This window comes from Paraburkholderia kirstenboschensis (genome assembly GCF_032806925.1).
Classification (GTDB): Bacteria; Pseudomonadota; Gammaproteobacteria; order Burkholderiales; family Burkholderiaceae; genus Paraburkholderia; species Paraburkholderia kirstenboschensis.
Window position 1 is genome coordinate 2,227,018 of sequence record NZ_CP136513.1, and the last position, 13,404, is coordinate 2,240,421.

Annotated in this window: 13 protein-coding genes; 7 read left to right on the forward strand and 6 right to left on the reverse strand. The window is 64.2% G+C overall.

Features of this window, described 5'->3' with window-relative positions; all coding sequences use genetic code 11:
- Positions 1-14: 14 nt before the first annotated feature.
- Complete coding sequence (gene tkt / locus RW095_RS32590) at positions 15-2,036, reverse strand: transketolase (protein WP_317020046.1); 2,022 nt, start codon at positions 2,034-2,036, stop codon at positions 15-17.
- Positions 2,037-2,350: 314 nt separating this feature from the next.
- Between tkt and speE the strand changes: the two genes are divergently transcribed.
- The 3 genes from speE to RW095_RS32605 all read left to right on the forward strand — a co-directional run bounded on the left by speE (position 2,351) and on the right by RW095_RS32605 (position 4,515).
- Positions 2,351-3,232 carry a polyamine aminopropyltransferase gene (speE, locus tag RW095_RS32595; RefSeq protein ID WP_317020047.1) on the forward strand — a complete coding sequence of 294 codons (882 nt, stop codon included), beginning with the start codon at positions 2,351-2,353 and terminating at the stop codon, positions 3,230-3,232.
- A 109-nt stretch (positions 3,233-3,341) separates the two neighbouring features.
- Positions 3,342-3,755, forward strand: coding sequence for a VOC family protein (locus tag RW095_RS32600; protein ID WP_128589223.1), 414 nt, complete (start codon positions 3,342-3,344; stop codon positions 3,753-3,755).
- Positions 3,756-3,774: 19 nt separating this feature from the next.
- The gene (locus RW095_RS32605) at positions 3,775-4,515 is read left to right on the forward strand and encodes a 16S rRNA (uracil(1498)-N(3))-methyltransferase (RefSeq protein WP_317020048.1); all 741 of its coding nucleotides are present in this window, start codon (positions 3,775-3,777) and stop codon (positions 4,513-4,515) included.
- Positions 4,516-4,715: 200 nt separating this feature from the next.
- Here RW095_RS32605 and RW095_RS32610 read toward each other — a convergent pair whose 3' ends face one another.
- The 3 genes from RW095_RS32610 to RW095_RS32620 all read right to left on the reverse strand — a co-directional run bounded on the left by RW095_RS32610 (position 4,716) and on the right by RW095_RS32620 (position 8,472).
- Positions 4,716-5,285 carry a barstar family protein gene (locus tag RW095_RS32610; RefSeq protein ID WP_020071292.1) on the reverse strand — a complete coding sequence of 190 codons (570 nt, stop codon included), beginning with the start codon at positions 5,283-5,285 and terminating at the stop codon, positions 4,716-4,718.
- A gap of 7 nt (positions 5,286-5,292) precedes the next feature.
- Entirely contained in the window at positions 5,293-5,709 is a 417-nt protein-coding gene (locus tag RW095_RS32615; RefSeq protein ID WP_317020049.1) for a ribonuclease, read from the reverse strand.
- 423 nt (positions 5,710-6,132) lie between these two features.
- Complete coding sequence (locus RW095_RS32620; RefSeq protein ID WP_317020050.1) at positions 6,133-8,472, reverse strand: NADP-dependent malic enzyme; 2,340 nt, start codon at positions 8,470-8,472, stop codon at positions 6,133-6,135.
- A gap of 96 nt (positions 8,473-8,568) precedes the next feature.
- Between RW095_RS32620 and thiL the strand changes: the two genes are divergently transcribed.
- Genes thiL through RW095_RS32640 form a run of 4 tightly spaced genes read left to right on the forward strand, consistent with a single transcriptional unit; the run spans position 8,569 to position 11,182 of the window.
- Entirely contained in the window at positions 8,569-9,567 is a 999-nt protein-coding gene (thiL, locus tag RW095_RS32625) for a thiamine-phosphate kinase (RefSeq protein ID WP_317020051.1), read from the forward strand.
- The gene (locus RW095_RS32630; RefSeq protein ID WP_317020052.1) at positions 9,557-10,114 is read left to right on the forward strand and encodes a phosphatidylglycerophosphatase A family protein; all 558 of its coding nucleotides are present in this window, start codon (positions 9,557-9,559) and stop codon (positions 10,112-10,114) included. The genes thiL and RW095_RS32630 overlap by 11 nt, the downstream gene beginning before the upstream one ends.
- Positions 10,115-10,142: 28 nt before the next feature.
- Positions 10,143-10,643, forward strand: coding sequence for a CinA family protein (locus RW095_RS32635; RefSeq protein WP_128588202.1), 501 nt, complete (start codon positions 10,143-10,145; stop codon positions 10,641-10,643).
- Between the two features lie 23 nt (positions 10,644-10,666).
- On the forward strand, positions 10,667-11,182 hold the full coding sequence (locus RW095_RS32640; RefSeq protein WP_317020053.1) for a cupin domain-containing protein: 516 nt from the start codon (positions 10,667-10,669) through the stop codon (positions 11,180-11,182).
- 30 nt (positions 11,183-11,212) lie between these two features.
- On the opposite strand, the gene pyrF is transcribed toward RW095_RS32640, so the two are convergent.
- Together pyrF and RW095_RS32650 are read right to left on the reverse strand one after the other, a co-directional pair.
- On the reverse strand, positions 11,213-12,028 hold the full coding sequence (gene pyrF / locus RW095_RS32645; protein WP_087752238.1) for an orotidine-5'-phosphate decarboxylase: 816 nt from the start codon (positions 12,026-12,028) through the stop codon (positions 11,213-11,215).
- Positions 12,029-12,194: 166 nt separating this feature from the next.
- Positions 12,195-13,265, reverse strand: coding sequence for an aldose 1-epimerase (locus RW095_RS32650; protein WP_317020054.1), 1,071 nt, complete (start codon positions 13,263-13,265; stop codon positions 12,195-12,197).
- Between the last annotated feature and the right edge of the window lie 139 nt (positions 13,266-13,404).

Genomic DNA, 13,404 nt, shown 5'->3' on the forward strand with positions numbered 1-13,404 from the left:
CGCTTTGCTTCAGATCAGCCGAGTGCGGCTTTTGCCGTCTCTACCACGTGCTCGACGGTGAAGCCGAAATGCTTGAACAGCACGCCAGCCGGGGCCGATTCGCCGAACGTGTCGATGCCGACCACGCCGCCTTCCAGACCTACGTACTTGCGCCAGAAATCCGTCACACCCGCTTCGATCGCGACACGGCGCACGCCTTGCGGCAGCACGCGTTCACGGTACTCGGCATCCTGCTTGTCGAACACCGTGGTGGACGGCATGGAGACGACGCGCGCCGCGATGCCCTCACGCGCCAGCGGCTCGACCGCCTTCAGCGCCAGTTCGACTTCCGAACCGGTGGCCATGAGGATGATTTTGCGCGCAACGATCTCATCGTTCCAGTCGCGCAGCACGTAACCGCCCTTCTCGATGTTGGCGATCTGCGCGTCCGTGCGCTCCGAGAACTGCAGGTTCTGACGGCTGAAAATCAGGCACGACGGGCCATGATGTTCGACCGCGTGAGTCCACGCCACCGCCGTTTCGACGGTATCCGCGGGACGCCACACTTGCAGATGCGGAATCAGCCGCAAGCTTGCTACGTGTTCGACCGACTGGTGAGTCGGGCCGTCTTCGCCGAGACCGATCGAGTCGTGCGTGAACACGAAAATGGACGGCGCCTTCATCAGCGCGGCAACGCGCAGCGCGTTGCGACTGTAGTCGGAGAACGTCAGGAACGTGCCGCCGAAAGCCTTGAAGCCGCCGTGCAGCGCAACGCCGTTGATCGCGGCGCTCATGCCGAATTCGCGCACGCCGTAGTTCACGTAGTTGCCCGCCGCGCGGCCTTCGCCGTTCACGCGGACCGGCTTCGCGGCCTTCCAGTTGGTCAGGTTCGAACCGGTCAGGTCGGCCGAGCCGCCGAGCAGTTCCGGCAGCACTGCCGACAATGCCTCGATGGCCTGCTGCGATGCCTTGCGCGTCGCAACCGTTTCGGCACGCTCGTTCGCGCCGGCGATGATCGCCTTCGCCTTTTCCTTCCAGTCGGCCGGCAGTTGCTTGCCCGAACGACGCTTGAATTCAGCCGCTTCTTGCGGATATTTCGCCGCGTAAGCCGCAAACGCCTTGTCCCAGTCGGATTCGGAACGCGCGCCCGCTTCCTTCGCGTCCCACGCTGCGTACACTTCCTGCGGAATCACAAACGGCTCCCACTTCCAGCCGATGGCCTCACGCGTGGCCGCAATTTCCTTGTCGCCGAGCGGGGCGCCGTGCGAGTCGTGGCTGCCCGCCTTGGTCGGCGCGCCTTCACCAATCACGGTCTTGCAGCAGATCAGCGTGGGCTTGTCCGATTGCCTGGCCTTTTTGATCGCGGCGTCGACTGCGTCGACATCGTGGCCGACCACGTTCGGAATCACGTTCCAGCCGTACGCTTCAAAGCGCTTCGGCGTGTCGTCGTGGAACCAGTGCACCACTTCGCCGTCGATGGAGATGCCGTTGTCGTCGTAGAACGCGATCAGCTTGTTCAGCTTCAGCACGCCCGCGAGCGAGCAGGCTTCATGCGAAATGCCTTCCATCAGGCAGCCGTCGCCGACGAATACATACGTGTGGTGGTCGACGATCTTCGCGTCGGGCTTATTGAATTCGGTGGCGAGCAGCGACTCCGCGAGCGCCATGCCGACCGCGTTCGCCAGACCCTGGCCAAGCGGGCCGGTGGTCGTTTCGACGCCCGGCGTAATGCCGTATTCCGGGTGGCCCGGCGTCCTGGAATGCATCTGGCGGAAGTTCTTCAGTTCGCTGATCGGCAGGTCGTAGCCGGTCAGGTGCAGCAGCGAGTACAGCAGCATCGAACCGTGACCGTTCGACAGAACGAAACGGTCGCGGTCCGCCCATTGCGGGTTCTTCGGATTGTGGCGCAGATGGCGCGACCACAAGGCCACGCCGATTTCGGCCATGCCCATTGGCATGCCGGGGTGCCCGGAATTCGCTTGTTGAACGGCGTCCATGGACAGCGCGCGAATTGCGTTGGCCATCAAGGAAGTGGGTGCGGGAGACGGGGTCGTCATGTCGAGTCCGGAGACAGAGTCAAAAAGCGGTGCGCGCTTGAGGCCCGGAAGCTCGGCGGCCAGTCCGCTTCGGCGCACGGTGCGGCGCCGGAAGACGCGAAACGGGCAGAGCAAACGGACAAGGCTGAAAGCGTGCCATTCTAACAGAACGTTGCCTCGCTCCCTGTGCGCAAAGCCGCACGGCGGCCGCGGCCCGGTGCCCCCAGAGAGCCGCGGATTCGTCCCGCACAGCCGGGGCCGCGCGAGATCGTGCCGCGCGCCGCCCTTTACAATCTGGCAGCGGAAACCAACCCATTCACACTGGGCAAACCATCTTGAGCGCTACTTTGCTGTTCCACCCGAGTCCCGACGCTGTCTACGGATTTCCGAACGCGTCGCTGATCGCACGCGTCGATTCGCCGTATCAGCGCATCGAAGTGTGGGACACACGCCAGCTCGGCCGGATCTTCACGCTGGACGGCCGTCCGATGACGTCCACCGGCGACGAGTTCATCTATCACGAGTGCATGGTGCATCCGGCGGCGCTGGCGCATCCGGCACCGAAAGCGGCTCTGGTGCTAGGTGGAGGCGACGGCGGCGCCGCCCGGCAACTGCTCGCGCATCCGGGCATCGAAAGGATCGTGGTCGCCGAGCTCGACGAACAGGTGATTCGCCTGACACGCGAGCACATGCCCGAAGTACACGGCGGCGCATTCGACGATCCGCGCGTCGAACTCGTGATCGGCGATGCCGCGCATTACGTGGCCGCGGCCGCCCAGGCACGGTCCGCGCAGTTCGATCTGATCGTATTCGATTTGACGCCCCCCGACTCGCCGGCGGCCGGCCTGTACACGACCACCTTCTACCGTCAGCTCAAGCGGGTGATGAGCGCGAACGCCGTGTTGTCCGTCCATCTTGGGTCGCCCTACTTCCACGCCGAGAGCATTGCCGGCCTGCTTGGCGATCTGCGCGGCGTGTTCGCGGTCGTGCGCACCATGAACACGTTCGTCCCGCTATACGGCTCGTTGTGGATGATGGCGACCGCCAGCGACACGCTCGATCCTGCCGCCCTAACGGCTGATATTGTGGCGGAGCGCCTCCTCGCGCGTCGGATCGACGCACGAAAGCACTACAGCCCTGCCGTGCATGCCGGACTCTTGACGGCATCACCGTCGGTGCAAGATAAACTAGGTCAATTCTTAAAGCCGTCAAGCTGACGCACGGGCAAAATGCACGCCTTCGCCGGAGCGCGCTATCTCCTCGCCGATACGCAACCCGTTGCGGGCGCCCGGCATGCGCCCAATAACCCTAGATCTGGAGAACCCCATGACCGCCTCCCGCCCAGCCGGTGTGCCCTGGTTGACCCCGTATCTGACGGTACGGGACGCGCGAGCCGCTACAGCCTTCTACACCGCTGCGTTCGGTTTCGAATTGCGGGACAGCGTGCAGGACGACGGCGTCGTCATGCATGTCGAGATGACCTATCAAGGTCAGTTGATCGTGATGTTCGCGCCCGAAGGCGCGTTCGGCTCCGCCGCGAAAACACCCCGAAGCGCGGGCGCGATCGCGCCGCAATCGTTTTACGTCTACGTCGACGATGTCGACACGGTTTACGCCCGGGCGCTTGCCGCCGGCGCCAAATCGTTGAGCGAGCCGCAGGACCAGTTCTGGGGCGACCGCTTCGCCCAGGTCGAGGATCTGGACGGCTACCGTTGGGCGCTCGCACGTCACCTTTCGTGAACTAATGAGTATTTTTCTGATGCCTCGCTTCTTCGTCGGTACGCCTCTTTCGCCCGACGACATCATGCAACTTCCCGATGACGTCGTACGGCACGTCCTCGTGCTGCGCTTGCAGACCGGTGACTCCATTGTGCTTTTCAACGGCGAGGGCGGTGAATACAGCGCCGAACTCGTCGCGATCGAACGCCGCACGGTCACCGTGAAGGTCGGCGAATTCCGCGACATCGAAGTCGAGCCGCCGTATCGGCTCACTCTCGCGCAGGGCATCGCAAGCGGCGACAAGATGGACTGGCTGATCGAAAAAGCCGTCGAACTCGGCGCGTCGAGCTTCGTGCCATTGACCACCACGCGCAGCGTCGTGCGTCTGAACGGTGATCGCGCGCTTCGGCGGCATGCGCACTGGGAGGGCATCGTGCGGGCGTCGTGTGAGCAGTGCGGACGCAATCGTCTGCCGACAGTCACGCCGGTACGTGAAATCGCCACCTGGCTCGCCGCAATGCCGCGCATTCCCGCCGAAGACGAACTGCGCATCCTGTTGTCACCACGCGCGAGCATCCATTTTTCGGCGCTGCCGGCGACACCGCCGAAGGGCCCCGTCACCGTGCTGGTCGGCCCCGAAGGCGGCTTTTCCGCCGCGGAAGAAGCCGCCGCGACGGACCACGGATTTCAGGCGGTCGGGCTCGGACCGCGCGTGCTGCGCACGGAAACCGCCGGCATGGCTGTTCTGTCCGCACTCGCGGCTGGGTGGGGCGGCTGGTAAGGGACTGATTGGGCGTGTGCCTGCCGCGGCAGCGGTGGCGGTGGCGGTGGCGGTGGCGGTGGCGGTGGCACGAGCGCTAGGAACGGCACTGGCAGCACTGGCAGCAGGCCCAATCCAGATCCGCCAAAACAAAGGCCCGCCAGTTGGCGGGCCTTTTCGATTCCGACTTTAGCCGAGCCAGGAAGCCCTGCTCAAAGCATTCAGGCGAACGAATAAAAGACGCGGAACGCAACCTTGCGCTCGGCCCAGAATTCGGCCGCTTCGCGGAACACGTCGAGCAGCGTCTCTCGCCCTTCCTTGTCGAATTTCTGCGCGACGGGCAATTGCTCGAGCACGATCACGAAGCCAGGCTGGGCGCCGGCCTTGTGGACCAGGTCGGTCAGGCAATCGTAGAGCGCGTCATAATTCTTGCCGAAATGCTTCGGAAACAGGAACGATGTTGCGATGGTTTCCAGAACCTCCTGCTTGGACTGCGCATTCGCGCAGTACGCGTAGAGAAAGTGCTGTCCGAGTCGATTCGCCTCGTCGGCGAGATCCTGAACGCGGAACGCGCGGATCGACTGTACGATGTTCGGTCGTACGGTCTTGAAAAGACTCATGGGCTCCTCGTTCGATGAAACCACACTGTCAGCTTCGCTCCGGTTCTCACGGCCCTGCTCGCCGGCGCGCATCTTCATGACGCGCTGGAACAGATTGCCGTCGCCGGCCGCGAAAAGATCCGTCGCGACTCCGGTGTCGTGCGCGTAGACGTTGTCGCTCATGCCGTTCATCCCGATGTCATTCAACAATACGATTAAAACTGGTGCAGTGGTCGTCCGAGTAGTAACAATTGTCGGTTCGCTTCAGCGGACCTCCGCAGACGATGCGACGCGCCCCGCGATTACGTGAACGAGGCGTGGGAACGGTGTATTCGTGGTAAAAGCCGCGCCGGTTGGGCAGCAGCAACCGTTCGCGGTTGCCGAACACGACGCCGTCCTTTTCATACGGGTAAGGCCCGCCCGCGGCAATCAAGTTCAATGTATTGACCGCCTCACGGGGCAACTGCGCCGCCGCAATGGTGCCTTGGCCCTGTGCATTCGTGCCGGTGGGTGCCGTGTAATTGCGCGCGAAGGCGTGAGGCACGGGGCCGCAGAAAACGCACAGCGCAACAGCACCGGTCAGCACGCCCTTGATGCGCTGCCATCTGCGTGCCATTTACCAAGTTTCCCGGCTGTTAGATCACGAGTTTAACGACCATGAAAGTCGTAAGGGTATCGCTAATGGTCCCCGGAATCAACGTTCGCCGGAGCCGCAAAACGGCCCGATTCGGCGCGAAAGCCCCACCAGCAGCGCTTTGACGACTTTTGACACAAAATTTATCCAGGGCACGCTAACATTAGCTCAACCAAGCAAAAGACGCAGTGACGCCGGTTTTTCCGCGCGGAATGCCGGGCGCTGAGTTCTTGCAACGGAAGTCTGTTGTTTGCCGTTTTGGGGCGGCTATCCCCAGTTCGCCCTAAGGCGTGCCCGTTGCGGGCACGCCTCTTTTTTCGTTGGACGAGGCCGGCAGGAGCCGCCGGCACGTTTTTCCGCGAACTGCGCCGGCGGGAGCCGGCGCCGGTCAGCGCGGATGAGCGGTCAGCGGGCCGCGATCACATCCGCTACCAGCAGCGCTGTCATGTTGACGATGCGTCGAACCGTCGCGGAAGCCGTCAGTACGTGCACGGGCTGCGCCGCGCCCAGCAGCATCGGGCCGATGGCGATGTTGTTGCCCGCCGCCGTCTTCAGCAGGTTGTACGAGATGTTGGCAGCGTCGATGTTCGGCAGCACCAGCAGGTTTGCATCGCCTTCCAGCGTCGAGTCGGGCAGCACTTCGCGGCGCAGATTGGCGTCGAGCGCGACGTCGCCGTGCATCTCGCCGTCAACCTGCAACTCCGGCGCGCGTTCGCGCAGGATGGCAAGCGTATCGCGCATTTTCTGCGCGGTCGGCGCATTGCTCGAACCGAAGTTCGAGTGCGACACCAGCGCGACCTTCGGCTCGATACCGAAACGGCGCACTTCCTCGGCGGCCATGATCGTGATCTCGGCCAGCTGCTCCGGCGTCGGGTCCACGTTCACGTGCGTATCGACCAGGAAAATCTGGCGATTCGGCAGTACCAGCGCGTTCATCGCGGCATAGACGGCGCAACCTTCGCGCTTGCCGATGACCTGATCGATGAAGTGCAGGTGACGGTGCGTCGTGCTGATCGTGCCGCAGATCATGCCGTCCGCCTCGCCCTTCTTGACCAGCATCGCGCCGATCAGCGTGGTGCGGCGGCGCATTTCGAGCTTGGCCATCTGCTGCGTGATGCCCTTGCGGGACATCATCTTGTAATATTCCTGCCAGAAGTCGCGATAGCGCTCGTCGTGGTCCGTATTGACGACCGTGTAGTCCTGACCCGCGACGAGACGCAGACCGTAGCGCGCAATGCGCTGCTCGATCACCGCCGGACGGCCAATCAGGATCGGCTTGGCCAGCTTTTCGTCGACGATGATCTGCATGGCGCGCAACACGCGCTCTTCTTCGCCTTCCGCGAACACAATGCGCTTTTTCTCCGGCTCGACGCCGCGCGCCAGCTGGAAGATGGGCTTCATCGTCGTGCCGCTGTGATACACGAACTGCTGCAGATGCTGTTCGTACGCGTCCATGTCCTCGATCGGACGCTCGGCGACGCCCGAATCCATCGCGGCCTTCGCCACTGCGGGCGCGACCTTGACGATCAGACGCGGGTCGAACGGTTTGGGAATCAGATATTCCGGACCGAACGAGAGGTCCTGAATGCCGTAAGCCGTCGCGACGATATCGCTCTGCTCCTGGCGCGCCAGTTCAGCAAGCGCATTGACCGCCGCTATTTCCATTTCCCGTGTGACCGTGGTCGCCCCGGCGTCCAGCGCGCCGCGGAACAGGAACGGGAACACCAGCACGTTGTTCACCTGGTTCGGGTAGTCGGTGCGGCCCGTGCACAGCACGGCGTCCGGACGCACTTCCAGCGCCAGTTCCGGCAGGATTTCCGGCGTCGGGTTAGCGAGCGCCAGAATCAGCGGCCGTTCCGCCATCTGCTTGACCATCTCCTGCTTGAGCACACCGCCCGCCGACAGACCCAGGAAAACGTCCGCGCCGCCAATCGCCTCCGCGAGCGTGCGGGCCTCGGTTTCACGCGCGAAGCGTTCCTTGTCCGGGTCCATCAGTTCGACGCGGCCCTTGTAGACCACGCCGGCCAGATCGGTGACGGTGATGTTTTCGAGCGGCAGCCCGATATCGACGAGCAGATCCAGACAGGCCAGCGCCGCCGCGCCCGCGCCGGAGGAAACCAGCTTGACGTCCTTGATGTCCTTGCCGACAACCTTCAAACCGTTCGTGATCGCCGCCGCGACGACGATCGCCGTGCCGTGCTGGTCGTCATGGAAGACCGGAATCTTCATGCGCTTGCGACATTCGCGCTCGACGATGAAGCAGTCCGGCGCCTTGATGTCTTCGAGATTGATGCCGCCGAAAGTCGGCTCGAGCGCCGCGATCACGTCGACGAGCTTGTGCGGGTCCGACTCGTTCAACTCGATATCGAACACGTCGATGCCGGCGAACTTCTTGAACAGCACCGCCTTGCCTTCCATGACCGGCTTGGATGCGAGCGGGCCGATATTGCCGAGGCCGAGCACCGCCGTGCCGTTCGTCACGACGCCGACCAGGTTGCTGCGCGCCGTGAAGCGCGCGGCATTCAGCGGGTTCTCGACGATCTCTTCACACGCGAACGCGACACCCGGCGAGTACGCCAGCGCGAGGTCGCGCTGGTTGATCATCTGCTTGGTGGGGGCGATCGCGATCTTCCCGGGGGTCGGGAATTCGTGGTAATCGAGAGCGGCTTCGCGGAGTTTGCTATTGACGGGAGTCGACATAAGGCGGGCTTGGAAGTGCGGATTAGAATAGATGTTCGACGGCATTGTAGCCCCAATTGCCGGCCCGATTCCTTCAATACGGGTACAACTGCCGAGACTGAAACGTAGCGAAAGGCGGTCGTCCCTTCACTTTTCCTCACAATGCTCTCTGAGTTTTCGCTGATCGAACGTTTCTTTGCGCGCCGCGCGGCGGGCCAGGCGTCGGCGGCCCCGAGCGGTTCGCTCGGCATCGGCGACGACTGCGCGCTGCTCGCGCCGCGCGCGGGCGAAATGCTGGCGATTTCCACAGACATGCTGGTGGAAGGCCGCCACTTCTTCGCGGATGTCGATCCCGAGGCGCTCGGTCACAAGGCCCTCGCCGTCAATCTGTCGGATCTCGCCGCGATGGGCGCGCAACCGCAGGCGTTCACGCTCGCGTTCTCCTTGCCCAAGGCCGATGAAACGTGGCTCACCGCATTTAGCGAAGGGCTTTTCGCGCTCGCCGAACGGCATGGCTGCGCGCTGATCGGCGGCGATACGACCGGCGGTCCGCTGAACCTGTGCATCACCGTGTTCGGCAGCGTGCCGCCGCAAGCCGCGCTGCGCCGCGACGCCGCACGCGCGGGGGACGACATCTGGGTGTCGGGCACGCTCGGCGACGCGCGCGCAAGCCTCGGCATCCAGCGCGGCGAGTGGACTGCTGATGCCGGCGACGCCACGGAGTTTCGCCGCGCGCTCGAACGCCCGGAGCCGCGCGTCGCGCTCGGATTGGCGCTGCGCGGCGTCGCCCATGCGGCGCTGGATATATCGGATGGGCTCGCCGGCGACCTGAAGCACATTCTCGATCGCTCGAATATGCGGGCCACCGTCGACGCCGACGCGGTGCCGCGTTCGGCCGCACTGCGCAATCTGCCGCTCGATACGCAGCGGCGCTGCACGCTCGCGGGCGGCGACGACTACGAGTTGTGCTTCACCGCGCCGCCGGCCGCGCGCGACGCCGTTCAAGCCGCCGGCCACGAGGCGGGCGTGCCCGTCACGCGCATCGGTACAATAAGCGCTCTCCAAACGGCGGCCGACCGCCCGGCGATCGACTGGCGCGATGCCGCCGGCGCGCCGCTCACTCTGACGTTGCAAGGCTTCGACCACTTTCATGCAGACTGATCGCCCGCTCAGGCCCGCCGACAATCTCGTCGGCAGCCAGCCGCCCAAGCCGCAGCGCCCTCAGCCGCGCCGCGCGACCGCGCGCTTCATGCTGTCGCACCCGCTGCACATTCTGTCGCTCGGTTTCGGCAGCGGCTTGTCGCCGATCGCGCCCGGCACGATCGGCACGCTGTTCGCGTGGGCCTCATTCGCCGTTTTCAGCCGCTATCTGACCGTGATCGAGTGGGGTGTGCTGATCGGCGTCGGCTTTGTGGGCGGCATCGCGATTTGCGGCTTTACCGCGAAGAAGCTCGGCACCGACGATCCATCGCCCGTCGTGTGGGACGAAATCGTCGCCTTCTGGCTCGTGCTGCTGATGGTCACGCCGGTCACGCTCACGGGCCAGTTCTGGGCGTTCATCGTGTTCCGCTTTTTCGACATGGTGAAGCCGCCGCCCATCAGCTATTTCGATCGCCGGCTGAAAGGCGGTTTTGGCATCATGTTCGACGACCTCGTTGCCGCGTTTTTCACCTTGCTCGTGATTGCGCTCTGGCGCATGTCCGTTTAACCGCCGCGCCCCGTTCCGGATTGACGCCATGCCTACCGATTCCGTCGTTCACCAGCTCGCGATCCGCGTGAGCAACCGCCTGCGCGACGAGCGCCTGATGCTCGTCACCGCCGAATCGTGCACGGGCGGCATGGTCGCGACCGCGATCACCGACATCTCCGGCAGCAGCGGCTGGTTCGAGCGGGGCTTCGTCACCTATTCGAACCAGGCGAAGAGCGAAATGATCGGCGTGCCCGCGGACATGATCGAAAAGCACGGCGCGGTCAGCGAGCAGGTGGCACGCGCTATGGCGGAAGGCGCGCTGCGCAACAGCCGCGCGCAAGTTTCGCTGTCGATCACGGGCGTCGCGGGCCCTGGCGGCGGCACGGAGACCAAACCGGTCGGCATGGTGTCGTTCGGCTGGAGCAACCGGCTGCATACATCGGTTGAAACGAAGATTTTCAAGGGCGACCGCGAACAGATCCGCGTGCAGGCCGCAGCGCACGCGCTGCGCGGCGTGCTCGCGCTGCTCGACGAGCGCGAACACTGACTTTCGTTGGAGGCGGGAACCCGATGCCTGATTCGCACGCAGCCAAAGACGAGTTGATCCGCCGCTTCGACTTGAAGCCGCATCCGGAAGGTGGATTTTTTAGCGAGACTTACCGGTCGGCGGAGCGCGTGAGCCGCGCGGGCGGCTCAGCCGAAACGCGTTCGGCATCCACGGCGATCTACTACCTGTTGTGCGACGGCGCGCATTCGGCGTGGCACCGCATCAAGTCCGACGAGCTCTGGCATTTCTATGCAGGCGAACCGCTGAATGTTCATGTACTAGAGGAGTCCGGCGCGCTTGTTACGCATCGGCTCGGCAACGCGTTGACTCATTCCGGTACGGTGTTCCAGGCCGTGGTGCCGGCCGGTTCGTGGTTCGCCGCCGAATGTGCGGATCCGGCGACGTTCGCGCTCGCGGGCTGCACGGTCGCGCCCGGTTTCGAGTTCAGTGAATTCGAGCTTGCGGATGTGGACGCGCTGAAAGCGCAATACCCGCGACATGCCGCGCACATCGAGCGGCTCGGGCCAGCCACCGACTGAGCCGGCCCCTCCACCAACTCAATACGCGATTCAACGGAATGCGTTGATCCGGTCGCGCGTTTCCATTGCGGCCTTCGCTGCAGCCTGAGCGAAATCCTCGCCCTTGCCTGCATAGATGATCGCGCGCGACGAGTTGATAAGCATGCCCGTGCCGTTCGCGGTGCGGCCTGCGCTGACGGTCGCCTGCACGTCGCCGCCCTGCGCGCCGATGCCCGGAATCAGCAGCGGCATATCGCCGACAATCCCGCGCACCACTTCGATTTCCTTCGGGAAAGTCGCGCCGACCACCAGAGCCAACTGGCCGCTCGCATTCCACTTTTCCGCCGCCAGTTGCGCGACGACCTGATACAGCGGACGGCCTCCCGTTTCCAGGAATTGCAGGTCGGAGCCGCCCGCATTCGATGTGCGGCACAGAACGATCACGCCTTTGCCTTCGTGCTGCAAATACGGCTCGATCGAATCGAAGCCCATGTACGGATTCACGGTCACGGCGTCCGCCTGGTAGCGCTCGAACGCCTCGCGCGCGTATTGCTCCGCAGTGCTGCCGATGTCGCCGCGCTTTGCGTCGAGAATGACCGGCAAGCCAGGATGATGTGCATGAATGTGCGCGATCAGCTGCTCGAGCTGGTCTTCCGCGCGATGCGCCGCGAAGTAGGCGATTTGCGGCTTGAACGACGACGCGTACGGTGCAGTCGCGTCGACGATCTCGCGGCAGAAGTCGAAGATCGCGTCGGCGCGGCCGGCGAGCGCGCCCGGAAACTTGCTGGGCTCCGGATCGAGGCCGACGCACAGCAGCGAGTTGGTGCGCTGCCAGGCGTCGTTGAGTGTCTGGATGAAGTTGGACATGGTGGGTCTCGCGGCGAGCCGGTAATCGGAAGAGGCGCGTATTTTACCTGTCCGGCGTGAACGGACGGCGCGGGTCGCTCTGGATCAGCCGGACCAGCGCAAGTCCTTCGACGCGCCGCGAGTCACCGTGGGTGACCCTGCCCCCCAAGCCACTGAGGACCGCGCACTATTGCCGACGCCGCGATCCTCGCGCGCCCGGCATCGAACGCAAACCGGTACGTTCAACGGTGAAGCGGAACGTCCGCACGAGTTGCTCTCCACGCCCAAGCAGCGTCATGCCGTTTTCGCATGCGCCGCCGGCGAGATTCATCGCGTTGATCGGATGATCGACGGGCTCGAAGCAAAAGAAATCCTTGCCAGGAGGCGTGTATAGCACGTAGTAGTCGGTGTCGGCGGCGATGTTCAGCGACAGCCGGCGCTTGGGCCACACCACGGCCGCCTGCCCGCTCCAGCCAGTGAATGCATGATTGACGATCGTTTCCGGCAACGGATATGCGACGCCGAACTGCCACGCGGGCGGCGCCTGCACGTGACGGACAGGCAGCCAGTCATCGCCGGCGAGCCATAGACCGCCTGCCGCAGCCGACAGCTCCGTGTCGGCGTCGCGTACGAAAAACGGATGCACGCCGAGTCCAAAAGGCAAAGCCTCGCGGCCCGCGTTCTCGATTTCGAGCGTGATGACGAGCGACGGGCCGTCCAGCTTGTAGGTCTGCGCCGCGCGAAACGCGTAGGGCTTGCCGTCACGGCGATCGAGCGTCAGCCGCACATTCTCCCGGTCTGAATCGACGACGTGCCACGCCGACTGCCAGCCGTCGCCGTGAATCGGAAACGGCTCGTCGGCGCGATTGCATGCCACGTCGACGCGCCGCCCAGCGAAATTGAAATGCCCGCCGCCGATACGGTTCGAATACGGCAGCAGCGGATAACAGGCGAGTTCGTTCGGTTGCGTGTCGGCGGCGACATGGCGGCAGCGACGGAAAATCGGCGTGAGCGCGCCGTCGTCGCGCCAGTCGAAGCGCGTGATTCCGCCACCCAGCGTGGGCGCGACGTCGAGACGCAAATGCGCATTGGCGAGCGTGATGCACGCGACGTCGCCGGCCGAGGTCTCGCCGACTGCTACCGCCGAGGTGCTAGGCCCCGGCAACACCGGATTGGCCGCCGCCGCGAGTCGCGAGCGCCGGCTCTGAGCGCCTCGGGAAGTTTGGGACGAGGCGGAAACAGGATTCGCAACAGTCATATCTGCTCCTTCGAGAGGCTGGGACGTTGCCGTCGTGGCTGACGGGTGTTGTCGGGCGATTTTCTTGAACAGGTCGCCTCTGGTCCGAACTGCTTGCTGCCGATTTGTGCGGATTGCTGGGGTGCTGCCGGGGTGTTGC